We start from the raw sequence: 23444 nt of genomic DNA on the forward strand, positions 1-23444 counted from the left end.
CACATTGGGCGCACTCGAGGCCCCCGAAAAAGGGAGCAAGGGACCTTTAGTATCGCTAGCTTTCCTAGCGGCGCTAGACCCGCGAGGCTGAAGTAAGGGTAGCCTTACCGGCATGACGGATCTGGTCGCCCGCGCTCACGCTCTCGCCGATGATCTCCTCTTTCCGGCAGCCACCGAAGTCGACACCAAGGGCGAAGTCCCTTCGAGTCACTTCGACGCCCTCGCCGCCGAAGGCTTCTACGGCCTCGCGGCGCCGAAGGAAGCGGGCGGTCCGGGCGCCGACCTCCCGACGATCGTCCAGGTCCTCGAAGTCATGGCGGGTGGCTGCCTCAGCACGATGTTCACCTGGATCCAGCACCACGGCCTGGTCGCGGCGCTGAGCCAAGCCGGCAACCCCGACAGCGCCGAACTGCGCGATCGCTACCTCTCCGCGCTGATCAGCGGAGAACTCAAGGCGGGCGCCGCGTTCGCCGCGGTGATCCCGACCCCGCCCAGGCTGCGCGCGGAACGCGTCGAGGGCGGCTACCTGCTCGACGGCGAGGCCCCGTTCGTCAGCGGCTGGGGCGTCATCGACCTGCTCCAGCTCTGCGCGCGGGACGGCGACACCGTCATCAGCGCGATCATCGACCCGGTGGCGGGGGAGCGGCTGGAGGCGCGGCCGCTCGACCTCGTCGCGGCGCAGGGCACGTCCACCGTGCACCTCGGCTTCACCCGCTACTTCCTCGCCGACGAACGCGTCTACGGGACGACCCCGCACGCTGACTTCGTCGCGGGCAACACCTTCGCGTCCCGGCTCAACGGCTGCGCGCCCCTCGGCTCGGCCGCCCGCGCCGCCCGGCTCATCGAGGATCTCGGCAAGGCCGACGTCGCCGCCGGGATCCGGGCCGAGATCGACGCCGTCCGCGGGCGGCTCGACGCGGCGCTCGCCGATCCGCCGTCGCTGCCCGCGGCCAGGGCGGCGGGCGCGGAGCTCGCGTTCCGGGCCGCGGGCGCGCTGGTCGCGGCCAACGGCAGCACGTCGGTACTCGCCGGACGACACCCCCAGCGGCTCGTCCGGGAAGCCACCTTCCTGCTGGTCGCCGTCAGCCGCCCGGAGATCAAAACCGGTCTGCTGGAGCTTTTTTCGCGGAACTAGTGGAGACCGAACACGCGGGTCTTGCGGTTCAGGTCGTCGATGTAGGCGGCGGCGACGTGGGAGAAGTTGATCGCCACCTCGGAGTCGTCCCTCGTCTGGATCGTCTGCACCGAACCGGTGCGGACGAAATGCGAGAGATCCTTGGTCAGCCGTTCGGTTTCTTCCGTCGTGAGCGCGAAGAGCAGCGGCTCCCCGCCGGTGGCGAGATGGAGGACGAGCGCGGGTTTCTGGTCTGCCATGAAGCCATCGCACCAGCCTTGATCACCACCGGGCAAGCGGGTTCGCTGCGGGCGTATCGGGCGAGTGGACTACGTTCATCCCCGACGGACAAGACACCCGCGGGGGGAAATGGCGATGCCGCATTCGTTCTCGCTGTCGCTGGCGGCGGTGGACATCCTGCTCGAATACGGCCGGCTGGGGACGGCGCCCGCCCCGTTCGAAGTCCCGCACATGGGCACGACGACCGATCAGCGCGCGATGGTCCGCGAGGCCGTCTTCCGTGATCTCGAAGGCCGCGGCCTGATGCGCGGCGGCAGGCTCGACGCCGACGTCGAACTCGCGCTCGCCACGTTCGTCAATCCGCAGCTGGCCGTGTGGACGGTCGCGCAGATGGACAACGACAAGCAGCTGTTCGCGCGGGCGACGACGAACGGGCAGTTCGCGGTCGTCGTGCGCCAGGAAGAGAACCTGCTCGTGTTCGAGGAGACCAGGCCGACCGCGATCGTCGCGTCGATCGTCGATTTGCTGCCGCTCACCCCCGCGGGCCCCGGCCAGTCGGTCACCATCGCGAAGCCCGCGAGCGCGCCGAAGCGTCCTCGGAACGACGACGCGTACGACCCCTTCGCTCAGGTCAGCGGTCCCCGTTCCCACGGGTCGAATCCGCAGCAGCGGCAGGTGGAGCGGATCTTCGAGAAGCCGATGAAACGAGTGGGCCAGTTCAGCGTGTTCATCCGCGGCGGCCAGGTGTTCCCGCCGCTGGCGTGGTTCGACACCGAAGCCGGCCGGTTCATGATGACGTCGCGCCAGGCGGCCGACGGGCAAAGCTGGCTGACCTACGCTCCCGCCGACAACGCGAGAATCGCGCAGCAGCTGTATGCCCAGCTCGAAGGACAGTTCTGAACCGTGGGGAACCGGGCGGACGCCCGTTTCGTCACAGTTCCGGAGATCTTCGGTGATCGGTGAATCACCGTTGCGCTGGGTGCTCGGCTAGTAGACTGCCGGGCGATACGGGCGAGCAGACGATGCAGTGGGGCGGGCGATGGCTTTCGAAGCGGACGGCGGACAGGCGGCACCGGACTTCTCGATCGGCTCCGCCATGGGCGCGGCGGCCAACTACGTCGCGATGGGCGGTCTGAACGCGGCCGCCATCGCCCAGGTCAGCGCGGAAACCCAAAAGCTGGTCTCGGCCGCCAAGAGCGGCGGCTTCAAGATCACCGAGGAAGGCGTCAAGCCGCTCCTCCAGGCGGTGCGCGATATGGCGAAAGAGCTCAACAGCCTGGAGAACAAGACGGTGCTGCTTTCCCAAGCGCCGCAACTCGGCGACCACCCGTACGGCAGGGCCGTCGCCGCCCACGATCAGAAGGGCGCCGCCCAGTCGGCCAATTCGGCGAGTGCGGTGATCGGTCAGTTCCGGCAGGTGGTCCTGGATACCGAAGAAGCACTTTTGCGGGCCTCAGGTCAGTACAAGAAGAAAGAACAAGACACGGTCGAGGCGCTCGATCGGCTCAAGGGCTGAGGCGGAATGAAAAAGCTGCTCCTCGTACCGCTGACCGCGGCCGCGTTCGTGCTCGCGGCCTGTGCCACCGAAAAGCCGGGCACCCCCTCCGCGGCGCCGTCGTCGCCCGCGCAAGGCGGCGAGTCCACCGCCCCGGCGGCGACCACCGGTGGTGCCGACTCCGCGTCGATCGATCCGTGTTCGGTCATCGGCGCGGCCGATCTCGCGTCGATCGGCCCGTTCGAGGCGCCGGTCCCCTCGAACGGGGGCGGTGCCCGTGGCTGCGAGTTCACCAAGGACTCCCAGACGGCGGCCGACAGCGTCACCGTCAGCGTCAACGTTCGTGACAAGCAGGGTGTCGACAGTGTCGTCGACGGCGGGAACGGCAAGACCACCGGCAACGTCAACGGACGCAAAGCCGTGCTCGTCCCGAAACCTCCCGGCAGCTGTCTGATGGCGCTCGAAATCAGCGCCTCGGCGCGGGTCGACCTCGTGGTCGTCAGCACGGATCCGGAGAAGTCGTGCGGGATGGCGGAGAAGATCGCCGACATCGTCGAACCGAAGCTTCCGAAGGGCTAGGGGGACCGGATGAGCACGAACAGCAATCACGTGACCGAGGAACAGTACGTCGCCGGTCTCTCGCCTCAAGCCCGTGACGAGTACTACCGGGACAAGGCGAGCGGGGAGGTCGGCGACGGACCGTTCGCGATCTTCCAGCGGTTGATCGCCGAGGGCAAGGCTCAGCAGCATTCCGAAGACGTCGGAAACAAGACCGTCGACGAGCTGACCAAGAACAAGGACATCAAGTACGTCGAGGGGCTGGAGCCGCCGAACGGCGACTACCTCGGCTACGACCACCAGAAGCTCGAACAGTTCGTCAACAGCAACCTGAACGTCGAACAGGTCTCCGAAGTCTCGACCGCGTATCACGAGATCCACAAGGCCTTCGACACCTTCTCGAGGACGATGGACCAGGCCGTCACCGCCTCGCAGGGCACTTGGGACGGCGACGCGGCCGGCAACGCGCAGGGCTATTTCAAGAGCCTCAGCAAGTGGTCGGAGTCGAACTCCCAGAACGCGAAGCTCGCCTCCGAAACGATCTACGACCAGGGCACCGCGGCTTCCACCGTGAAGAACACGATGCCCAAACCGATCCCCTTCGACTGGAAGGAAGAGGTCGGGGGGTGGATGAAGTCGAACCTGTTCACCCTGGGTGACAACATCGACAAGTCCATCCAGAAGCAGAAGGACAGCCAGGAGGCCCACACTCAGGCGGCCTCCGCCATGAACAACTACGACAAGTCCTTGTACGACGCCGCGTCGAAGCAGCCGGCGTTCGCCGAGCCGCCGAAGTTCGGCGCGGGCGGTGGCGGCGGGATCGAAGAGCCCCCGCCGAGGCCGCTGCCCTATCAGGTGCCGCCCGGCTCCGGCAATCCCGGCTCGAACAACCCCGGCAACACCTACATCCCGCCCGGCAGTGGCGGCGGTGGCAACGGCGGCGGTGGTGGAGGCGGCGGGGGCGGCTACGGCTCGTCCATTCCGGGCCCCGGCAGCAGCACCGGTTCGGGCAGCATCCCGTCGAGCACGACGCCGTCCGGCCTCCAGGGCGGACCGCCGCCGATCACCTCGCCCGGCCCCAACAACAACACCGCGATGCCGATGGGCCCCATGCCGATGGCACCGCCCATGATGGGTGGCGGCATGGGCGACTCGGAGTACAACAGCCGAAGCGGCCGTGGTGGCGGCGGCGGAAGCGGGTTCGGTCCCGGTAGCGGCGCGGGTTCCACGCCCGGTTCGGGTTCCGCGTCCGGCGCGGCCCGGCCCGGCGGTGTCGGCGCCGCCGAAGCCGCGGCAGGACGCGGTATGGGCGGCCTCGGCGGTGGCGCCGCCGGTCGTGGCGGGCCAGGGATGGGCGGCGGCATGGGTGGCCGCGGTCAGCAGGCGGACGGGGACGAGGACACCGAGCACCAGCGTCCGACGTACCTCGTCGAGGGCGACCCGGACGAGGTCTTCGGGACCGACATGCGCACCGCGCCGCCGGTCATCGGCGAGTAGGCCAGCGCCTCACCGGAAGTGAGATGAAAGGCCCCTTCATCGCAAAATTCGCAATGAAGGGGCCTTTCATCTCAAGTGGGGAGAGGCTCAGTAGCGGTAGAACTTCTCCTGACGGCCCTGGCGCACCAGTTTGAGCCACTGCAGGAACGCCTTCGGGTCCCGCTTGACCCCGATGAAGTACAGCCCGAACCGCACCACTTCGAGCGCGCCGATCTTGCGCATACCCGGCTGCGACAGCAGATATCCGCGGTTGCGGTAGGTGTAGTAGCGCTTGACCTCGTTCTCCGGGTCCTGCGCGTGGAACCGGCCGCCCAGCATCGGCTTGAACTCGTCCGAGCCGTCCGGGTGCAGGTACGCGGTCTTGAGCGAGGTGCCGAACGGCAGCCCCGAGCGCACCAGGCGCCGGTGCAGTTCGACCTCGTCACCGCGGAAGAACAGCCGCAGGTCGGGCACGCCGACGACGTCCAAAGTGGACGCGCGGAACAACGCGCCGTTCATCAGCGACGCGATACCGGGCAGGAAGTCGGTGCCCAGTTCCGCCGACGAACGCTTCCAGGTCAGCCCTCGCCGCAACGGGAAAGCGAGCTTGTCCGGCGCGTCGATGTTGGTCACCACGGGGGAGATCTCGGCCAGATCCCGCTTTTCGGCCTCGTCCAGCAGGATCGCGAGGACGTTCTCGTCGGCGGGGCGGCCGTCGTCGTCGGCAAGCCAGATCCAGTCCGCGCCGAGGGAAAGCGCGTGCAGCATGCCGAGCGCGAACCCGCCCGCGCCACCGAGATTGCGGTGCGAAGGCAGGTACGTGAACGGAAGCGGGAAGTTCTCGACGATGTCCCGCGCCGGCTTGTCCGGCCCGTTGTCGACCACGACGAGGTGGTCGATCGGCCGCGTCTGCGCGGCGATCACCTTGAGCGAGTCCGCGAGCAGTTCCCGCCGATGGCGCGTGACGACGACGCCGACGACGGCGCCTTCGGGCAACTGCCGGGTCTCGCTGGTCATCCTTGGCCACCGTTCGTCAGCGACACGGGCTCCGGGTCGGCCTCGACGCCGAACCGCTCCAGTGTCTCCTTGCTCATGTTCTCGAACGGGTCGCGCCCCTTGTAGCCGGTGAGCACCTCGCGCAGCGAACCGCGCTGCTTCACGTGCCCCTCGTCCATCCAGATGGCGGAGTCGCAGAGCTCGAAGAGGAACTCGTCCGAGTGGCTGGCGAACACCAGGATGCCCGACCGCTTCACGAGGTCCTTGAGCCGGTCCTTCGCCTTGTTGAGGAACGCCGCGTCGACCGCGCCGATGCCCTCGTCGAGGATCAGGATCTCCGGGTCGATCGAGGTGACCACACCCAGCGCCAGGCGCACCCGCATACCGGTCGAGTAGGTCCGCAGCGGCATCTGGAGGTAGTCGCCGAGTTCGGTGAACTCCGCGATGTCGTCGATGCGGGATTCCATCTGCTTCGCGGTCATCCCGAGGAACAGGCCGCGGATGATGATGTTCTCCATCCCGGAGATCTCCGGGTCCATGCCGATGCCGAGGTCGAAGACCGGCGCGATCTTGCCCGTGATCCTCGCCGAGCCGCGGGTGGGCTCGTAGATGCCGGACAATAGCCGCAGCAGCGTCGACTTCCCGGCGCCGTTGTGGCCGACGAGGCCGACCCGGTCGCCTTCGCGGAGCTGGAGGTTCACGTCGTGGAGGGCTTCGATGATCGGCACCTTGCTCTCGGTGCCGATCTTGCCGCCGACCTTGCCCAGCACCTTTTTCTTCATGGAGCGGGTCTTCGCGTCGAAAATGGGGAAGTCGACGTAGGCGTTGTGCACATCAATGCTGACCATCTGTCACACCCAATAAGAGACGCGGGAACGGTAATTGCGCATCGCGACCAGCGCGAGGCCCCAGCCGACGACGGTGATGCCGAGCACCACGTACCAGCTGTTGATGCTGACCGCCTGGCCGATGAGCGGCGCGCGGACGATCTGGATGAAGTGGAAGAGCGGGTTGGCATAGACGAACGGCAGGGCTCCCGAAATGCCTACACGGGCGCCGCCCGCCATCAGCTGGTCGATCGGCCACACGATCGGCGTCATGTAGAAGAGCAGCTGGATCAGCGAGTTGATCACCTGCGGGATGTCGCGGTAGCGGGTCGAGATGATGCCCAGCAGCAGGGTCACCCAGCCAGCGTTCAGCGCGAGCACCAGGATGCCGGGGATCGCGCTGAACGAGTACCAGCCGAGCCCGGGGTGGCACAGGACCTGTCCGACGCATTCACCGCTCATCGCGTACGGCTGGTCCAGGCTGGTGAAGAAGATCGCGACCACGATCACGTAGACGATCAGGTTGTGCGCCAGCATCAGCGTCTGGCGCCAGACCGTCCGCAGCACGTACACCGAAAGCGGTGCCGGCAGCTGTTTGATCAGCCCCTCGTTGGAGATGAAGGTCTCCATGCCCTCGGACAGGCAGCCGCTGATGAAGCCCCAGATGATGAAACCGGTGCTGATGTAGGGCAGGAACGTCGCCGTCGGCAGGTTGAACAGCTGCGAGTACAGGAGTCCGAGGCCGAGCGCGATGATGCCCTGGCTGATGGTGATCCAGAACGGGCCGATCACCGAGCGGCGATAGCGCTGCTTGATGTCCTGCCAGCCGAGGTGTCCCCACAGCTCTTTGGCGGCGAAACCGGTCTTGATGTCGGCGAACGCGCGCGAAAAGGTCTTGCTGTCCGAAATCGGCGGAACCGAGGTCGGCGCAGCACCGTCGGCGGCGTGAACCGTGCTGGTGGCATGCACGGGAACGAGGGTACCGATGGGGCCGCTGGTGGCTGGGCCGCCCCGCCCGACCACGGAAAGCTACCGTCGGCTTCCGACCCGAACGCGGTGCGTGTGCTGGTACTTTCTGCCCTCATGACTGCTGCACTCGGCGAGGCGAGCCTGATGGTCGATCTGCTCGCCGCGTACGCCGACCGGCCGGAGCCCCGTTCGGTGGCCGTGGTCGGGAATCAGCCGCTGCCGCCGGACCCCCGGCGGGCGAAGGCGATCGACGCCTGTGACCTCGTGATCCGCGTCAACGGCTTCGTCGTGGACGAGCCGGGCGGCCCCGAAGCCGTCGGCAGCCGGGTGCACGTCGTCGTGTTCAACCGCGCCGTCCGCGCCACCAAGCACGTCTTCCGTGACTACCGCAAGCGGCTCTACCTGCTGGTCGAGCCGGGCCGGATGCACTGGGAGCCCGAAGACATCCCGGGCTGGTGGCCCGCGGACCTCGGCTACGTGCCGGTGCCGAACCGTGAGGTCGTCCTGCCGCTTTCGGACGCGCTCGGCCTGCCGAGCCGCGAACAGGGCCTGTGGTCGACCACCGGCACGCTGGCCGCCTGGATCGCGCGGACGTCGTTCCCGCACGCCGACCTGATCCTGTCCGGGTTCTCGTTCATCGACGACCCCGACCAGACACACTGGGAGCACGCCGCGGGCGACTCCTGCATCGTCGGTCCCGAACACCAGATCGCCGCCGAGGGCAGGCTGCTGGACTCCTGGACGAAGACCGGCGAAACCGAACTCCTGCGCTGAACTCCCAGCCAGCCCACTCCGAGAAGGAACCACCCCATGGCAGTGCAGAAACTCCGCAGCGGCGTGATCGGCCGGATCGCCCGGCTCATCGACTTCCGGATCGACGAGCGGCTCCGCGACCTCAACGGGCGCGTCAACGACCTCGAACACGCCACCGCGGACCACCGGCGCCGGCTCGACGGCGCCGAGAGCGGCCTCGAGGGCGCGCGCGGCGACCTGCGCTGGACCCGCGCCGAACTCGACCGCCTCATCCCGAGCGTCGCGGCCCAGGAGGCCCAGCTGGAGGATCTGCGCGAGTCGCTGTCGCTGCCGGTGCACGCCGACAAACCCGAACTGGCGGAGGCGCGCAGCCTGATCCAGGAGATCCAGCGCCAGCACGCCCAGATCCGCGTCCGGCTCGCCGGGATCGCCCGGTACGAGGACCGGCTGCGCCGGATCGAAGACCGCCAGCGCGACACCATCGAGCAGGCTCAGTAACCCGTGCCGGCCCGAAAGGCCACGGAAGCCGACGCGGGGCTGCTGCTCGCCTGGCGGAACGACCCTCGCACCCGTCAGGCGTCCCGTTCGACCGGCGTGATCACGCTCGAAGAGCATTCCGCCTGGCTGCGCGGGGTGCTGGCGTCGCCGGACAGGGAGCTGTACGTCGTCGAATTCGACGGCGTCCCGGTCGGCACCGTCCGGTTCGACCGCGAGGACGAGGGTGTCTGGGAGGTCAGCATCACCCTCGCGCCGGAAAGCCGCGGCCGCGGTCTGTCGGGCGCGGTGCTGGCGGAAGGCGAACGAGCCGTGACCGCGAGTCATCCCGTGCGGGTCGTCGTGGCCGCGGTGCACCGGGACAACGCGGCGTCGGCCGCGCTCTTCGACCGCGCGGGATACGCCGAGACCGCGCCTGCCGTCGACGGTTTCCGGAAGCTGCGTAAGACTGTGTCCTGACCAGACCGTCGTCAGGGAGGCGTTTCGTCCATGTCAGCACAGGAAGTCCGGATCGGCGCGCACCGCATCGGGGCCGGGCATCCGCCGTTCGTCATCGCCGAAATGTCCGGTAACCACAACGGTGAGCTGGAGCGGGCGCTCGAAATCGTCGACGCGATCGCCGAAACCGGCGCGCAGGCCGTCAAACTCCAGACCTACCGGCCGGACACGATCACCATCGACGTCGACGCCCCCGCTTTCCGCGTCAGCGACTCGCATTCGCTGTGGGGCGGCGAGAACCTCTACAAGCTCTACGAGCGCGCCCACACGCCGTGGGAGTGGCACGAGCCGCTGTTCGAGCGCGCCCGCGCCCATGGCCTCGAAATCTTCTCCAGCCCCTTCGACCCCACCGCGGTCGACCTGTTGGAGTCGCTGGACGCGCCCGCGTACAAGATCGCGTCGTCGGAGATCGTCGACCTGCCGCTGATCGAACTGTGCGCGAAAACCGGCAAACCGCTGATCATCTCGACCGGGATGGCCGGCGTCGCCGAGATCGACGCGGCGGTCCGGACCGCGCGTGCGGCGGGCAACGACCAGCTGATCGTGCTCGGCTGCACCGCCAGCTACCCGGCATCGCCCAGCGAGAGCAACCTGCGTGGCCTGCCGGTCCTGGCAGGCGTGACCGGGACGCTCGTCGGCCTGTCGGACCACACGCCCGGCATCGGCGCCCCGCTGGCGGCCGTCGCGCTTGGCGCCGTCGCCATCGAAAAGCACGTGACGCTGGCCAGGAGTGACGGCGGCGTCGACTCGGAGTTCTCCCTGGAGCCCGCCGAACTGGCCGCGCTGGTCACCGAATCGCACCGCGCCTGGGAGGCGCTGGGCGCGGCGGTGATCGGGCCGCGCGAGAGCGAGAAGGAAGGCCTGCGGTTGCGGCGTTCCCTTTACGTCGTCGAGGACGTGCGTGCCGGGGACACCGTGACGCGGGAGAACGTGCGCTCCATCCGGCCCGCCGGGGGGCTGGCGCCCGCCGAGATCGTGAACGTGCTGGGCCGCACCTTCGCCTCCGACGTCCCGAAGGGCACCGCACTCACCTGGGGCCTGATCTAGGGAGTGGCTGAAGGGCGCCTTTGAGACGATGAAGGTCTCACAGGTGCCCTTCACGACATACGAGTTCGACGCCGAGCCATCGGAAGCGCTGAAGGAGCCGCCCACCCGCCCTCACGAGGTCCGGCACCGGCGATGTCACGTGACTGGAGGGACGACACGCGTGATCCGGCGGACGACACGCGTGATTGGACGGACGACACGACCGCGGCCAGGGTTCCGCCGCGAGTCGTCCGCCTGATCACGCGTGTCGTCCGAGCGGTCACGTGAAAGCGCCATCCGTGCACCTGCAAGACACGGTTGGCCCTAACCGTCATTACCGCTCACGAAAGAACGTCTGGACCTCGTCGATGACGCGGTCCACGTCGGCGTCGGTCAGCGCCGGGAACAGCGGCAGCGAAAGTTCCTGGCTGTAGTACAGCTCCGCGTTCGGGCACATCCCGCGCCGGTAACCGAGGTCCTCGAACACCGGGTGCCAGTACGCCGGGATGTAGTTGACCTGCACGCCGATTCCCTTGCCGCGCAAGTGATCGAACATCGCGCGGCGGCGTCCTTCGAGGACTCGCAGCGGGTACAGGTGCCACACCGGGTCCGCGCCTTCGCGCACCGCGGGCGTCAAGACGCCGTTCAAAGAGGACAGTGCGGCGGTGTAGCGCGCGTGGATTTCCGCGCGGCGCTCCTTGAATTCGGCGAGCCTGCGCAGCTGGCTGCTTCCCAAGGCGCACAACACATCCGGCAGCCGGTAGTTGAGGCCGAACTCGTGCACCTCCTGATGCCACGCGCCCTCGTCCGGATAACGCTGCGCCGCCTTGTCGCGCACCAGCCCGTGATTGCGGAAACCGCGGGCCCGCGCCAGCAGCTCGCCGGAAGCGGCGACGACCGCGCCGCCCTCGGCCGTGGTGAGGTTCTTGGTCGGGAAGAAGGAGAACGTGGTCAGGTCGGCGAGTGAACCGACCGGCCTGCCCTGCCAGCTTCCGCCGACGGAATGCGCGGCGTCCTCCAGGAGCAGCGCGCCGTGGTCGCGGGCGATGCGGCCGAGTTCGTCCAGTTCCGCCGGGTGGCCGGCGTAGTCCACGGCCGCGACGACCTTGGTCCGCGAGGTGACGGCCGCCGAAGCCGCCGCCGGGTCGAGGTTGCCGGTGTCCGCCTCGACGTCGGCGAACACGACCTTGCCACCCAGCAGCACCGCCGTCGCGGCGGTGGCGACGAACGTCATCGGCGACGTGACGACCTCGTCACCGGGGCCGATCCCGGCCGCCGCGTACGCGACGTGCAGCGCGGCCGTGCCCGAGGTGACGGCCACCGCGGGCGTCCCGCCGGTGTGCTCGGCGAGGTCGGATTCGAAGCGGGTGACGGCGGGGCCGGTGGTCAGCCAGTCGCCGCGCAGCACCTCGGTGACGGCGGCGATGTCCTCGTCCGAAACGGATTGGCGGCCGTACGGCAGGAACTCACCCATACTGCTCGACCAGGTCGCGCAGCTCGTCCGCGTCGAGCCACAGGTCGTTGGTGTCCGAGCGATAGGCGAAGTTCTCCGGCACGGCCTCGCCGCCAGTCGGCGGCTCGTAGCCCCAGCCCGCGATGTGCGGCTGCACCACGTACCGGTCGCTCAGGCGCACGGTCCGGCGGGCGTCGTCGGGGGCGATCATCTCTTCGTGCAGCTTCTCACCGGGCCGGATGCCGACCTCGTGCATCGGCGAACCGGGCGCGATCGCCTGCGCGAGATCGACCAGCCGCATGCTCGGGATGCGCGGCACGTACAGCTCGCCGCCGTTCATCTGGTCGAAGGAATCGATCACGAACTGCACGGCCTGCGGGAGCGTGATCCAGAAGCGGGTCATCTCCTTGTGCGTGATCGGCAGCGATTCGCCCTTGGCCGCGAGTGCCCGGAAGAACGGGATCACGCTGCCGCGCGAGCCCATCACGTTGCCGTAGCGGACCACGGAGAACCTGGTCGGATGTGTCGCGGCGTAGTGGTTCGCGCTGATGAACATCCGGTCGGCGCACAGTTTCGTGGCGCCGTAGAGGTTGATCGGGCTGGACGCCTTGTCCGTCGACAGCGCGACGACCTTCTTGACGCCCGTGTCGATCGCGGCCTCGATGACGTGCTGCGAGCCGACGACGTTGGTCTGCACGAATTCGAACGGGTTGTACTCACCCGTGTCGACCTGCTTGAGCGCCGCGGCGTGCACCACGTAGTCGACGCCGTGCATCGCGCGCTCGAGGCGGCGGCGGTCCCGGATGTCGCCGATGAACCAGCGCAGCCTCGGGTCGTTGTCGAACTGCTGCCGGGCTTCGTACTGCTTGAGCTCATCGCGGGAGAGCACGACCAGCCGTCGCGGGTTCAGTTCGGCCAGGGCGTAGGTGATGAACGCCTTGCCGAACGAACCGGTCCCGCCGGTGAGCAGGATGCTGGAGCCATCCAGCTCGGACATCGTTGACCTCCGCGTTTCGGTGCTACTGCCGCACGACATCATGTCACCCATGGATGCAGACCCCGGGGCCCACGTGGTCAACGCCGTCATCCAGGCACGCGCGTCGTCCACCCGGCTACCTGGCAAAGTCCTCCGTCCGCTGGCCGGCCGGAGTGTGCTCGGCTGGGTCGTCCGCGCGGCGGCGGCTTCGCCGGGGATCGACAACGTCGTGGTCGCGACGTCGACGGAGGCCGACGACGACGCGGTGGCCGAAGAGGCCGCCCGGCACGGCGCGCTGGTCGCCAGAGGGCCGCTCGACGACGTCCTCGCGCGCTTCGCGGTCGCTGTCGAGTCGTACCCGGCCGACGCCGTGGTGCGGCTCACCGCCGACTGCCCGCTGCTGGACCCCGGGCTCATCGGGCAGCTCGTGGCGCAGTGGCGCGCGCAGCCGTCGCTGGACTATCTGAGCACGGTGCTGGTGCGCACCCTGCCGCGTGGTTTCGACGCCGAACTCGTGCGCACCGGGGTGCTCGTCGAGCAGGTCGAAACCGCCCGCGGCGCCGATCGCGAGCATGTGACTTCGGGCATCTACGCGAAGCCGGAGCGGTATTCCTGCGCCGGGATCGTCGTGAGCCCGCCCGCCGACGACCTGCGCGTGACCTTGGACACCCCCGAGGACTGGGCTGTCATCGAAGGGATCGTGGCCGAACTGGGCGACCGTGCCGGCGACTGGCGCGAGGTGGTCTCCGTCCTGCGCGCACGGCCCGAGCTGGTGGAGCTCAACGCGCACGTCGAGCAGAAGAAGGTGGCCAGGTGACCCGGCTGCTGCTCCGGGCCGACGCCTCGCCGTCGATCGGCGCCGGCCACGTCTCGCGCATGGTCGCCTACGCCGAACGCGCGGTCGCGCGAGGCTGGGAGGTCGTGTTCTCGGGCCGGGTGGACAACGCCGAGTGGCTGGCCGCCCGGTTCGGTGAGCTGTCGGTTCCGGTGGTGCCGTCCGTGCCCTTCGAGGGTTTCGACGCGGTGGTCGTCGATCACTACGGTCTCGGCGAAGTGCGCGAAGAGGTCAACGCCGCGGGCGCGCTGCTGGTGTCCATCGAGGACGACGTGTTCGGCAGGCGCGCGGCGGACCTCGTCGTCGACTGCGCCTTCGAACCAGGGCCGAGGCCGGACGACGGGTCGGGGGAGTTGCTCAGGGGCGTGGCCTACGCGCCGCTGCGCGAAGCCGTCGTGCGGGCGAGGGAAAAGCGTTCCGAGCGACGATCCGGCGGCGAACGGCCGCGGGTCACCGTGGTGCTCGGCGGCGGCGCGGAATGGGCCGAAACGGTCAGCGAGCTCTTGCGCGCCCTTCGCGACACTCGGCTGCCTTTCGAAGCCGACGTGCTCGTACGCGGTGAACCCGTCGTGCCCGAACCGCTGCCCGGTCAGGAGATCCGGGTCACGCCGCCCGGGCCGGGGCTGCTCGGCCTGCTGGTGGAAACGGAGCTGGCGATCAGCGCGGCCGGGGTGACCCTCCTCGAACTGTGCTGTCTCGGCGTGCCCACCGCGGTCGTCCGCCTGGTCCCGAACCAGGACGCGGGCTACCGGGCGGCGCTCAATCTGGGGCTGGCGGCCGGGCTGGGCAGCGCGGACGCGCTCGACGGCCAGGCCACCGAGACACTCAGAGGACTGATGTCGGACCCGTCGGCGCGTAACGGTCTCTCCGGGACTTCGATGGCTCTTGTGGATGGGCGAGGGGTGGACCGGGTGCTGGACCGGCTGGAGAAGACGAGGGTGACGGGATGACGACCACGGCGGAGCGAACCGAGGCTGACGCCGTCCCGGAACCGAAACGACGCCGAGGACTCCTCGTCGTCCTGCTCGGATTCGGAGCGCTTTTCCTCGCCGGCTGCTGGGCGGCGTGGTTCCTCACCATCGACGACGCCTTCATCACCTTCCGGTACTCGGCGAACATGGCCGACGGCCACGGTCCGGTGTGGAACGTCGGCGAAGACCCGATCGAAGGCTTCACCAACTTCCTTTGGATGCTCTGGCACGTGCCCTTCGCGCTCATCGGAGTGCCGCTGGAGACCGTCGCGAAGGTGACGTCGCTCGTACTGGGAATCGGCATCCTCGTGATGCTGGTCCGGGCGGGGCACCGCGGCGCGGGCCTGCTTGGCGCGCTCGTGGCCGGCGGCGCGCTGGTGCTCTTCGTGCCGTCCTACTTCCATGTCACCGCGGGCCTGGAGACCATCGCGTTCGCCGCCGTCGTGCTGCGGGCCGCGATCGTCGGGGTGGACCTGGTCCAAGGCCGCCCGGTGCGGGTGTGGGAGCCGCCGGTGCTGCTGCTCCTCGCCGGCATGATCCGGCCGGAGGGTGTGCTCGCGACCGTCCCGGCCTTCCTCGTCTGGGGCTGGCTCGGCCGCGGGAGCGGCCGGACGTGGGCGTTGGTCGCCGGGGTGGCCGTCGTCGGCGGCGCGTACTTCGGCTGGCGGTGGAGCTACTTCGGGCACCCGTTCCCGAACACCTTCTACGTCAAGTTCGGCAACCTCGACTCCGGTTCGGTGTGGCTGGAGACGACCGCCTGGCTGGTCGCCCCGCTGCTCGTGCTGACCGCTTTCCTGCTGTTCCGGAAGGCGAGCCGGGGCGCGGGCCTGGTGCTGTGCTCGGTCGTCCTCCAGACCGGGATGACCTACGCGGTGTCCGGACCGACCATGGACTACCTGCACCGGTTCGCCTTCCACGCGTTCCCGGTGCTGTGTCTCGGCGCCGGGCTGGCCATGGCGCGGCTCGGCCGCCGGTGGATCGCCGCCGTGACCGGCGCGGTCGCGGTCGGCTGGGTCGCCGTCACCGGCGCGGAATCGGCGGATCTGCCGGTGATCGCCAACTACGGTCCCGATCTGCAACGCGCCCACGTCGCCATCGGGAAGGGCCTCGCGAACGCCGAGGTGCCCGAGGCGGCACGCAGTCTCGCGGTCTCCGACGCGGGGGCGATCCCGTACTACAGCGGCTGGAAGTCGATCGACTACATCGGACTGAACGACGAGGCCATCGCCCACGGTGCCTCGCCGAACGACGTCGTCAAGGCCGTGCGTCCCACGGTCATCGTGGTCACCGCACGCGGGCCGGGACAGACCCCCGGCTGGGCGTACGGTCTCGTCGTCCCGGAAGTGGCCAGGGACTACCAGCTGGTGGCGGACGTCCAGATGCGCGACGGCTACTACCAGGAGGTCCTCGCGCTGCCCGAACACGCGGCGTCGATCCGGGCGGCGGTCGCCGCGTCCGTCGACGAGGCACAGCGCCGGAACGACCCCGGCCGGTACGAGGACACCATCGATCGCTGGCTCGATCGCCTGCGTGCCCAACTGCCGGGCGGCTGAGGACCGTGGCTGTCCTCGATCGCTCCTACCGTCGTCCGCATGACCATCTCGCCGTTCAGAATCGATGTCCCCCAGCGTGACCTCGACGACCTCGCCGCCCGCCTGGCGAACACGCGCTGGCCGGACGAGCTCGACGGCGTCGGCTGGGGGCTCGGGACGCCGCTCGGGTACCTGCGGGAGCTCGCCGAGTACTGGCGCCTGCGCTACGACTGGCGTGCCCACGAGGAACGCCTCAACGGTTTCCCCGGTTTCCTGACGAACATCGACGGCGCGAACGTCCACTTCCTGCACGCGCGGTCACCGGAGCCGGACGCGATCCCGCTGGTGCTCACGCACGGCTGGCCGGGGTCCCTTGTGGAATTCCTCGACGTCGCCGGCCCCCTCTCGGACCCGCGCGCGTACGGCGGCGATCCCGGGGACGCGTTCCACGTCGTCGTGCCGTCGCTGCCGGGGTTCGGTTTCTCCGGGCCGACGACCGACGCGAACTGGGGTACCGGCCGGATCGCCGATGCCTGGCAGGTGCTGATGTCGCGACTCGGGTACGAGCGCTTCGGGCTGCACGGTGGCGACTGGGGCGCGATCGTGTCGCGCGACGTGGGCGTCCGATGCCCGGAGCGGGTGATCGGCGCGCATCTGACGATGCTGCCGCACGCGGTGCCGGAATCCGAGGACGATCTCGCGGGGCTGACCGGTGACGAACTCGCGCGGGGCGAGGCGGCGCTGGCGCGCGGGCGGGACTTCCAGACCGGCGAGCTGGGCTACGCGATGATCCAGGCGACCAAACCGCAAACGCTTGCCTACGGGCTCACCGACTCACCGGCCGGACAGCTCGGCTGGCTGGTGGAGAAGTTCAAGTCCTTTTCGGACTCCCGTGAGGTCCCGGAAGACGCCATCGACCGCGACGACCTGCTCACCAGCGTGATGCTCTACTGGCTCACCGGGACCGCGAACTCGTCTTCGCGGATCTACGCCGCGCTGGGACCGGCCTGGGGCGAGGAGCCGCCGGAGTCCACAGTGCCCACTGGGGTGGCGGTGTTCCCGAAGGACACCGGCCTCCCGATCCGGCATCTCGCCGAGCGCACCGACAACATCGTGCACTGGTCCACTCCGGACCGAGGGGGTCACTTCCCCGGGCTGGAGGTGCCGGACCTGCTCATCGGCGACCTGCGGACGTTCTTCCGCCCGCTGCGCTGACCCCCCCCCGCCGGCTGCAATGAAGGGGCCTTTCATTGCAAAATTTGCTATGAAAGGCCCCTTCATTGCGCGTCAGAGGTACTGGCCGGGCCCGTGAGCGTCGCCGCCTGCGGCTCCGTGACCGCCAAGGGCACCGCCCGCGGAAAGACCGGCCGGGAGCCCACGCCGCATCTGCTCCAGCTGCACCCGCGCGGCCATCTGCTGCGCGAACAACGCGGTCTGGATGCCGCTGAACAGTCCTTCCAGCCAGCCGACCAGCTGGGCCTGCGCGATCCGGAGCTCGGCATCGGACGGCGTCGAGTCCTCGGTGAACGGGCGCACCAGCCGCTCCAGCTCGTCCTGCAGCTCCGGCGCCAGCGCCTGTTCCAGCTCGCGGATCGAGGTCTGGTGGATCTCGCGCACGCGCGTGCGGCTCGCGTCGTCCAGCGGTGCGGCGCGGACCTCCTCGAGCAGCTGTTTGATCATCGTGCCGATGCGCATCACCTTGGCGGGTTCTTCGACGAGGTCGCCGAGCGACTCCTCTTGCGCCTCCTCGCCGGAGCCGGAGCCGGGGGAGGCGAGGCGCGCGGTGCCGACCGGAGTGCCGTCGGGTCCGACGACCACCACGTGGGGCGAGGAGTCTCCGCCGCCGTCACCGGGGGTGTTCGATTCGCGGGAAACTGGGTCGGTCATGTGCTCCATCCTGGCCTACGTCGGGCGCGAAGCGCAGTGTGGTTTTCGGCGCCGTCTCCGAGCGTAGCGGGAATCGTCGCGCCCCGTGTTCGGGCAGCCAACCCCGGGTAAAGCGCCCAACCGCACGTCCGTACGGTGTCCCCATGGCGTTCGACGTCGCTCGTATCCGTGGGTTGTTTCCCGCGCTGGGTGACGGCTGGATTCACTTCGACGGCGCCGCCGGAATGCTCGTACCTGAACAGGTCGCTTCGGCCGTATCCACGGCCATGCGCGCTCCGGTGTCCGGACCGGGTGGAGCGTTTCCGGCCTCCCAGCGCGCGGAAAGCATTGTCACGGCCGCTCGCCGGGCGGTCGCCGATCTGGTCGGCGCCGACCCGGCCGGAGTCGTACTCGGGCCCAACGCGCCCGACCTCATCCGCCGCCTCGTCGACGCGATGGCCGATCGCTGGACGATCGGCGACGAGGTCGTCGTGTCCCGGCTCGACGAAGAGGCCAATCTCGCGCCGTGGCGCCGCGCGGCGAAACGGGTCGGCGCGGTCGTGCGCTGGGGCGAGATCGACATCGAGACCTGCGAGCTGCCCGCGTGGCAGTACGAGAACCTCGTGTCCGCGCGCACCAAGGTCGTCGCGGTCACGCTGGCGTCCGGTTCGGTCGGCACACGCCCCGACGTCCCGACGGTGATCGAGTTCGCCAAACGCGTCGGCGCGCTGGTCGTCGTCGACGCGACGTACGCGGCGCCGTTCGTGCCGCTGGACCTCAACGTGCTCGGCGCCGACGTGATGGTCGTTTCGGCGCAGGCCTGGGGCGGGCCGTCGGTGGGGGCGCTGGTCTTCCGCGATCCCGAACTGCTCGAACGCCTGCCGTCGGTCTCGCTCGACCCGGCCGCGCGCGGTCCGGCCCGGATGGAGCTCGGGCCGCACGCGTATCCGTTGCTGGCCGGGTTGATCGCGTCGATCGACTATCTGGCCGGATTGGACGACGCGGCGATGGGCTCGCGGCGCGAGAAGCTGGTGACGTCGCTGGGTTCGGCGAAGTCGTATCACGCGGGGCTTCTGGCGCAGCTGTCCACCGAACTGCGGTCGCTGCGGCATGTGATGGTCATCGGCGACGCCATGCGCCGGATCCCCGCGCTCGCGTTCGCCGTCGCGGGCAAGAAGGCGCCCGAGGTCGCCGAATACCTGGCGTCCCAGGGTCTCTGCGCCTTCGCCGACGACGGCACGAGCGGTGTCTTCGGATCGCTCGGCGCCGCCGAAGTCGGCGGCGCCGTCCGCATCGGTCTCGCGCACTACTCGAACGTCTTCGAGGTCAATCAGCTCGTCCGGGTGCTGGAAGAGATCCGCTAAGACTTCGCGGCGAGCAGAACCTTGCCGAAAACCGTGCCCTCCTCCAGCGCGCGGTGCGCGGACGCGGCCTCGGCCATCGGGACGACCTGGCCGACGATCGGCTGCACCGAACCCTGCTCCACCAGCGGCCACAGCCGTTCGCGGACGTCGGCGACGATCGCCGCCTTCTGCTCCAGCGGCCGCGACCGCAGGCCCGCGCCGAACACGCTCGCGCGTTTGCCCATCAGCTTGCCGATGTTCAGTTCGCCCTTGACCCCGCCCATCATGCCGATGACCACGAGCCTGCCGTCCATGGCCAGCGCGTCGAGGTTGCGGTCGAGGTACTTGGCGCCCATGTTGTCGAGGATGACGTTCGCGCCGCCGGTCTCGGCGCGCAGGACCTCGGCGAAATCCTGTTCCTTGTAGTTGATCGCGATGTCGGCGCCGAGCTGGCGGCAGCTGTCGAGGCGGTCTTCCGAACCCGCCGTCACCGCGACCGTCGCGCCGAGCGCCTTGGCGACCTGGATCGCGTGCGTGCCGATGCCGCCCGCGCCACCGTGGACGAGCAGGACCTCGCCTTCGGACAGCTTGGCGTGCATCACCACGTTCGCCCAGACCGTGCACGCGACTTCGGGCAGTCCGGCGGCCGCGAGCAATTCGACTTCGGCGGGAAGCGGAAGCAGTTGTCCTGCCGGGACGGCGACCTTTTCCCCATAGCCGCCACCGGCGAGCAAAGCACAAACTTCGTCGCCGATTCGCCATCCCTCGACGCCTTCGCCGATTTCGGCGATCGTGCCCGAACATTCGAGCCCGAGGATTTCGCTCGCCCCCGGCGGAGGAGGGTAGTTGCCCTGGCGTTGCAGCAGGTCAGCACGGTTGACGGCGCTCGCGGCGACCTCGATGACGACTTCACCCGAATCCGCTACGGGATCGGGGACCTCTGTCCATTCGAGAACATCGGGATCGCCGGGCTCACGGATGGTGATCGCGTACATACAAGCGACCCTATCCCGGTGTCGTAAAGTCCGCCGAACGTCGGTTGACCTGTGGCGCAAACCACATAAAGGTGACGCTCATGTCATATTCGCGAAGAAGCATTGTTCCCTCGATCGTGGTGATGGCCACCGCCGCGCTCACGGTCGGAGTGGTTCCCGCTGCGACCGCCGCGACCGGGCCCGCGGGCCCCGCGCTGGCCAAACAGCTCGTCAACAAGGTCGACGTGAACAACGTCAACCGGCACCTGATCGCCATGCAGCGGATCTCGGACGCGAACGGCGGGCGCCGCGCCGCCAGCACCGAAGGGCACAAGAAGTCCGCGGAATACATCGCCACCAAGCTGGAGCAGGCCGGCTACTCGGTCACGCGGCAGGAGTTCCCGTTCACCTACGCGGAGACCCTCGCGGAGCAGCTGACGGTCGCGGGCGCCGACGTCCCGGTCATCATCATGTCCTACAGCCCGTCGACGCCCACGGGCGGAATCACCGCCCCGCTCGCCGTGGTCCCGGTCGACGACACGAGCGGCTGTGAGGCCACCGACTACGCCGGCGGGGTCACCGGCAAGATCGCACTGATCCAGCGCGGCGGCTGCTCGTTCGCGCAGAAGCAGGCGACCGCCGCCGCGGCGGGAGCCGTCGGCGCGATCGTCTACAACAACGTCCCTGGCCCGGTCAACGGCACCCTGGGCGACCCGGCCGCCGGCAAGATCCCGACCGGCGGCATCACCCAGGCCGACGGCCAGGCGCTCGCCACCAAGGCAGGCTCCTCGGTCACCCTCGACCTGCGCGCCTTCCAGGAGGAGCGGACCAGCTACAACGTCCTCGCCGAGACCAAGACCGGTCGCAAGGACAACGTCGTGATGCTCGGCGCCCACCTCGACAGCGTCACCGAAGGCCCCGGCATCAACGACAACGGCACCGGTTCCGCCGCGCTGCTGGAGACCGCGCTGCAGCTGGGCAGCAAGCCCAAGGCCAACAACGCCGTCCGCTTCGGCTGGTGGAGCGCCGAGGAGTTCGGGCTCGTCGGCTCGACCCACTACGTCAACTCGCTGAGCTTCGAAGAGCAGCTCAACATCGCGCTGTACTACAACTACGACATGATCGGCTCGCCGAACGCGGCGTACTTCGCCTACGACGGTGACAACTCCGACGGTGTCGGCGCGGGCGCCGGCCCGTACGGCTCCGCGCAGCTCGAGCAGACGCTCGTGGACTACCTCCAGCAGGGCAAGGGTGTCCCGGTCGAGGGCACGGACTTCACCGGTCGTTCCGACTACGGCCAGTTCATCGCGGTCGGCATCCCGGCCGGTGGCCTGTTCACCGGCGCCGAAGGCGTGAAGACCGCCGCACAGGCCGCGAAGTGGGGCGGTAGCGCCGACGTTCCTTACGACAAGTGCTACCACCAGGCCTGCGACAACCTCGGCAACGTCGACCGCGTCGCGCTCGAGCGCAACTCGGACGCCGTCGCCTGGGCGCTGGGCGTGTACGCGACCAGCACCGCGAACATCAATGGTGTTTCGGGTGCCTCGGCCACGAAGGCGAAGGCCCTTCGCGCCGCGGAGCGGTCCCAGCAGCGAAGCATGACCGCTTCCGTCCACGCTGACGACCACCACGTCGCCGCGTAGTAGCTCTCTCAAGCGCAATGAAGGGGCCTTTCATCGCAAAATTTGCGATGAAAGGCCCCTTCATTGCGTGGAGTGCGGCCCGGTTGCTCAGGGGGACGGACCCTGGGGACCGGTGCGCCCAATGTGGCATTGGTGGCGCTCAGCGTCCCCAATGCCACATTGGGCGCACCGGGCGAGCGAGGGGAGCACCGAGGGAGAAGCAGCTCAGCCCAGGCTGTTGGTCGCGAAGGTGTCGCACCGCGCCGGCTGGCCGGTCTGGAAGCCGGTGGTGAACCACTTCTTCCGCTGCGCCGAAGTGCCGTGGCTGAACTGCGACTCGTCGACCCGGCCGCCGCCGAGTTTGGACTGGATGTAGTCGTCGCCGATCCGCGAAGCGGTGTCCAGGGCGGAGTTGATGTCCTCCTGGGTGAGCTCGGTGAGCAGTGGCCGCCCCGTCTCGGTCGGCGTGGTGGTGGCGTGGTTCGCCCAGACGCCGGCGTAGCAGTCGGCCTGGAGTTCGAGCCGCACCGAGCCCGACGTCGGCCCGCTGCCGGTGCCCTTCTTGGACACTCCGGTGAGGTTCTGCACGTGATGGCCGTATTCGTGGGCCAGCACGTACGCCTCCGCGAACGGCCCGCCCTGCGCACCGAACCGGGTGCGGAGTTCGTTGAAGAACGCGAGATCGATGTAGACCTCGGAGTCGCCGGGGCAGTAGAACGGCCCGACGTCCGAGGTCGCGTTGCCGCAGGCCGTGTTCACGCCGCCGTTGAAGAAGTTGGTGACGGCCTTGCGATACGTCGAGCCGGACCGCTGGAACTCCTGCCCCCAGTAGTCCTGGATCGAGTTGATGGTGGCGACGATCGCGCAGTCGTGCTTGCGGTTCGCGTCCGCGCCGGTCTTGCATTCCTGCGACAGCGACGTGTTGTCCACCTGCTGACCGGAGCCCAGACCGCCGAGCCCGCTCGAAGACGGGTTCAGGCTCACGCCGCCGAACTGGGACATCAGGAAGTAGATGACGAGGCCGACCACGCTGAGCCCGCCGCCGCCGAGTGCCACCCGGCCGCCGATACCGCCGCCACCGCCACCGCCACGCAGGTCCTCGACCTCGGAGGTGTCCAGGCCCGCGCCTTCGTCGAATCGCACGGGGAAAGCGTAACCGGAAGAGGCCGGATATGCCTGGGTGCGGCCACGCAGCGCGGCCGCACCCAGGACTACCGAGGTTGTCTGTACTTGTCGCCGGTCGGCCGCGATCATCGGGCCGGCGCCGGGCACTGCCGAGGCGGTCGAAGAGGCCGCGAACCCGAAACAGGCCGGAGTGACGCCGAATGCGCGAGAATTGGCGTGCGCATCTGAGATGCCCGCGTTCGTCGCTGTTCGCAGTCGCGACCGACCCGGTCCATTCCGTTCCGGTCGCGGGACACAGCA

At 68.9% G+C, this 23444-nt stretch carries 24 protein-coding genes; 15 read left to right on the top strand and 9 right to left on the bottom strand.

The annotated features are described in order from the left end of the window. The first annotated feature begins 112 nt into the window (after nt 1–112). Nucleotides 113–1135, top strand: coding sequence for an acyl-CoA dehydrogenase family protein (locus ACIHAO_RS03670; protein WP_396554574.1), 1023 nt, complete (start codon nt 113–115; stop codon nt 1133–1135). Here ACIHAO_RS03670 and ACIHAO_RS03675 read toward each other — a convergent pair. After that, nucleotides 1132–1374, bottom strand: coding sequence for a hypothetical protein (locus ACIHAO_RS03675; protein WP_016330689.1), 243 nt, complete (start codon nt 1372–1374; stop codon nt 1132–1134). The genes ACIHAO_RS03670 and ACIHAO_RS03675 overlap by 4 nt on opposite strands. Nucleotides 1375–1489: 115 nt before the next feature. On the opposite strand from ACIHAO_RS03675, the gene ACIHAO_RS03680 reads away from it, so the two are divergent. From ACIHAO_RS03680 to ACIHAO_RS03695, 4 genes are all read left to right on the top strand, one after another. Then, entirely contained in the window at nt 1490–2254 is a 765-nt protein-coding gene (locus tag ACIHAO_RS03680; protein WP_396554575.1) for an ESX secretion-associated protein EspG, read from the top strand. Between the two features lie 139 nt (nt 2255–2393). Next, nucleotides 2394–2870, top strand: a complete 477-nt coding sequence (locus tag ACIHAO_RS03685; RefSeq protein WP_396554576.1) for a hypothetical protein — start codon at nt 2394–2396, stop codon at nt 2868–2870. Between the two features lie 6 nt (nt 2871–2876). Next, nucleotides 2877–3428: a DUF3558 family protein gene (locus ACIHAO_RS03690; RefSeq protein ID WP_396554577.1), complete on the top strand. Its 552-nt coding sequence runs from the start codon at nt 2877–2879 to the stop codon at nt 3426–3428. A gap of 9 nt (nt 3429–3437) precedes the next feature. Continuing rightward, nucleotides 3438–4904: a hypothetical protein gene (locus ACIHAO_RS03695; protein WP_396554578.1), complete on the top strand. Its 1467-nt coding sequence runs from the start codon at nt 3438–3440 to the stop codon at nt 4902–4904. Between the two features lie 87 nt (nt 4905–4991). Here the strand turns inward: ACIHAO_RS03695 and ACIHAO_RS03700 are convergent, their stop codons facing one another. The 3 genes from ACIHAO_RS03700 to ACIHAO_RS03710 are packed head-to-tail and all read right to left on the bottom strand — an operon-like array spanning nt 4992 to nt 7675. After that, nucleotides 4992–5900, bottom strand: coding sequence for a glycosyltransferase (locus ACIHAO_RS03700; RefSeq protein WP_396554579.1), 909 nt, complete (start codon nt 5898–5900; stop codon nt 4992–4994). Beyond that, nucleotides 5897–6727 (bottom strand): ABC transporter ATP-binding protein, encoded by an 831-nt coding sequence (locus ACIHAO_RS03705; protein WP_396554580.1) that lies wholly within the window; start codon nt 6725–6727, stop codon nt 5897–5899. Before ACIHAO_RS03705 ends, ACIHAO_RS03700 begins: the two co-directional genes overlap by 4 nt. A gap of 3 nt (nt 6728–6730) precedes the next feature. After that, nucleotides 6731–7675, bottom strand: coding sequence for an ABC transporter permease (locus ACIHAO_RS03710; protein ID WP_396554581.1), 945 nt, complete (start codon nt 7673–7675; stop codon nt 6731–6733). Between the two features lie 144 nt (nt 7676–7819). Between ACIHAO_RS03710 and ACIHAO_RS03715 the strand changes: the two genes are divergently transcribed. From ACIHAO_RS03715 to pseI, 4 genes are read left to right on the top strand one after another with little or no spacing between them, the layout of a single operon-like run. Next, nucleotides 7820–8449, top strand: coding sequence for a hypothetical protein (locus tag ACIHAO_RS03715; RefSeq protein WP_396554795.1), 630 nt, complete (start codon nt 7820–7822; stop codon nt 8447–8449). Between the two features lie 36 nt (nt 8450–8485). Next, nucleotides 8486–8926 carry a hypothetical protein gene (locus tag ACIHAO_RS03720; RefSeq protein ID WP_396554582.1) on the top strand — a complete coding sequence of 147 codons (441 nt, stop codon included), beginning with the start codon at nt 8486–8488 and terminating at the stop codon, nt 8924–8926. Between the two features lie 3 nt (nt 8927–8929). Beyond that, a complete protein-coding gene (locus ACIHAO_RS03725) occupies nt 8930–9382 on the top strand; it encodes a GNAT family N-acetyltransferase (protein WP_396554583.1) in 453 nt (150 codons plus the stop codon). A gap of 30 nt (nt 9383–9412) precedes the next feature. After that, nucleotides 9413–10468, top strand: a complete 1056-nt coding sequence (gene pseI, locus ACIHAO_RS03730) for a pseudaminic acid synthase (protein ID WP_396554584.1) — start codon at nt 9413–9415, stop codon at nt 10466–10468. Between the two features lie 313 nt (nt 10469–10781). Here pseI and ACIHAO_RS03735 read toward each other — a convergent pair whose 3' ends face one another. After that, complete coding sequence (locus tag ACIHAO_RS03735; protein WP_396554585.1) at nt 10782–11921, bottom strand: DegT/DnrJ/EryC1/StrS family aminotransferase; 1140 nt, start codon at nt 11919–11921, stop codon at nt 10782–10784. After that, nucleotides 11914–12897 (bottom strand): UDP-N-acetylglucosamine 4,6-dehydratase (inverting), encoded by a 984-nt coding sequence (gene pseB / locus ACIHAO_RS03740; protein ID WP_038507572.1) that lies wholly within the window; start codon nt 12895–12897, stop codon nt 11914–11916. Before pseB ends, ACIHAO_RS03735 begins: the two co-directional genes overlap by 8 nt. 49 nt (nt 12898–12946) lie before the next feature. On the opposite strand from pseB, the gene ACIHAO_RS03745 reads away from it, so the two are divergent. From ACIHAO_RS03745 to ACIHAO_RS03760, 4 genes are read left to right on the top strand one after another with little or no spacing between them, the layout of a single operon-like run. Then, entirely contained in the window at nt 12947–13693 is a 747-nt protein-coding gene (locus ACIHAO_RS03745) for a cytidylyltransferase domain-containing protein (protein ID WP_396554586.1), read from the top strand. Beyond that, nucleotides 13690–14661: a spore coat protein gene (locus tag ACIHAO_RS03750; protein WP_396554587.1), complete on the top strand. Its 972-nt coding sequence runs from the start codon at nt 13690–13692 to the stop codon at nt 14659–14661. Before ACIHAO_RS03745 ends, ACIHAO_RS03750 begins: the two co-directional genes overlap by 4 nt. Then, entirely contained in the window at nt 14658–16235 is a 1578-nt protein-coding gene (locus ACIHAO_RS03755) for a hypothetical protein (protein WP_396554588.1), read from the top strand. The genes ACIHAO_RS03750 and ACIHAO_RS03755 overlap by 4 nt, the downstream gene beginning before the upstream one ends. Nucleotides 16236–16274: 39 nt before the next feature. After that, entirely contained in the window at nt 16275–17429 is a 1155-nt protein-coding gene (locus ACIHAO_RS03760) for an epoxide hydrolase family protein (RefSeq protein WP_396554589.1), read from the top strand. 72 nt (nt 17430–17501) lie between these two features. Here ACIHAO_RS03760 and ACIHAO_RS03765 read toward each other — a convergent pair whose 3' ends face one another. Next, nucleotides 17502–18110, bottom strand: coding sequence for a bacterial proteasome activator family protein (locus tag ACIHAO_RS03765; protein WP_396554590.1), 609 nt, complete (start codon nt 18108–18110; stop codon nt 17502–17504). 134 nt (nt 18111–18244) lie between these two features. Between ACIHAO_RS03765 and ACIHAO_RS03770 the strand changes: the two genes are divergently transcribed. Then, entirely contained in the window at nt 18245–19444 is a 1200-nt protein-coding gene (locus tag ACIHAO_RS03770) for a cysteine desulfurase-like protein (RefSeq protein ID WP_396554591.1), read from the top strand. Here the strand turns inward: ACIHAO_RS03770 and ACIHAO_RS03775 are convergent. Continuing rightward, nucleotides 19441–20418: an NAD(P)H-quinone oxidoreductase gene (locus ACIHAO_RS03775; RefSeq protein ID WP_396554592.1), complete on the bottom strand. Its 978-nt coding sequence runs from the start codon at nt 20416–20418 to the stop codon at nt 19441–19443. The two genes, ACIHAO_RS03770 and ACIHAO_RS03775, sit on opposite strands and share 4 nt — an antisense overlap. A gap of 80 nt (nt 20419–20498) precedes the next feature. On the opposite strand from ACIHAO_RS03775, the gene ACIHAO_RS03780 reads away from it, so the two are divergent. Beyond that, nucleotides 20499–22040: a M28 family metallopeptidase gene (locus ACIHAO_RS03780; protein ID WP_396554593.1), complete on the top strand. Its 1542-nt coding sequence runs from the start codon at nt 20499–20501 to the stop codon at nt 22038–22040. A gap of 204 nt (nt 22041–22244) precedes the next feature. Here ACIHAO_RS03780 and ACIHAO_RS03785 read toward each other — a convergent pair whose 3' ends face one another. Further along, nucleotides 22245–23162 (bottom strand): neutral zinc metallopeptidase, encoded by a 918-nt coding sequence (locus ACIHAO_RS03785; protein ID WP_396554594.1) that lies wholly within the window; start codon nt 23160–23162, stop codon nt 22245–22247. Between the last annotated feature and the right edge of the window lie 282 nt (nt 23163–23444).

Source organism: Amycolatopsis sp. NPDC052450, assembly GCF_044547565.1.
Taxonomy (GTDB): domain Bacteria; phylum Actinomycetota; class Actinomycetes; order Mycobacteriales; family Pseudonocardiaceae; genus Amycolatopsis.